The organism is Micromonospora sp. LOL_015, from assembly GCF_048060275.1.
GTDB lineage: Bacteria > Actinomycetota > Actinomycetes > Mycobacteriales > Micromonosporaceae > Micromonospora_E.
In genome coordinates this window covers 1-431 of record NZ_JBHMIO010000192.1, presented here as the reverse complement: position 1 = coordinate 431, position 431 = coordinate 1, and the positions used below count along the sequence as shown (strand labels likewise).

Below are 431 nucleotides of genomic sequence, written 5' to 3'. Positions count from 1 at the left end.
GAAGTGCGTCAGCCCCAGATCGATCCCCACCTCGGCGTCGGTCGGCGGCAACGGCTCGTCCGTGGCCGAGACGACGAACGAGGCGAAGTACCTACCGGCGGCGTCCCGGATGACCGTCACGGACGACGGGTCCGACGGCAGTGTCCGGGACCAGCGGACCGCCAGGTCGCCGATCCTCGGCAGCCGCAGACGACCGTTGTCCAGCACCGTGAACCGGGAATTGCGGGTGAAACGGATGGCCCGCCGGTTGTCCTTACGGGACCGGAACCTCGGCGGCGCCACCATGCGGCCCCTGCGCCTGCCCGACACGGAGTGGAAGAAGGTGCGGTACGCGGCGTTCAGGTCCGCGAGGGCCTGCCGCGACACCACCGCCGACACCTCGCCCAGCCACGCCCGCTCCGGAGTCGACTTGGCCCGCGTGATGACCCGCT

1 protein-coding gene is annotated in these 431 nt (G+C 71.0%); it reads right to left on the bottom strand.

The window, feature by feature from the left end:
* The coding region (locus tag ACFHWU_RS29430; RefSeq protein ID WP_416592345.1) for an RNA-guided endonuclease InsQ/TnpB family protein at positions 1 to 431 on the bottom strand (431 nt) is incomplete at both ends.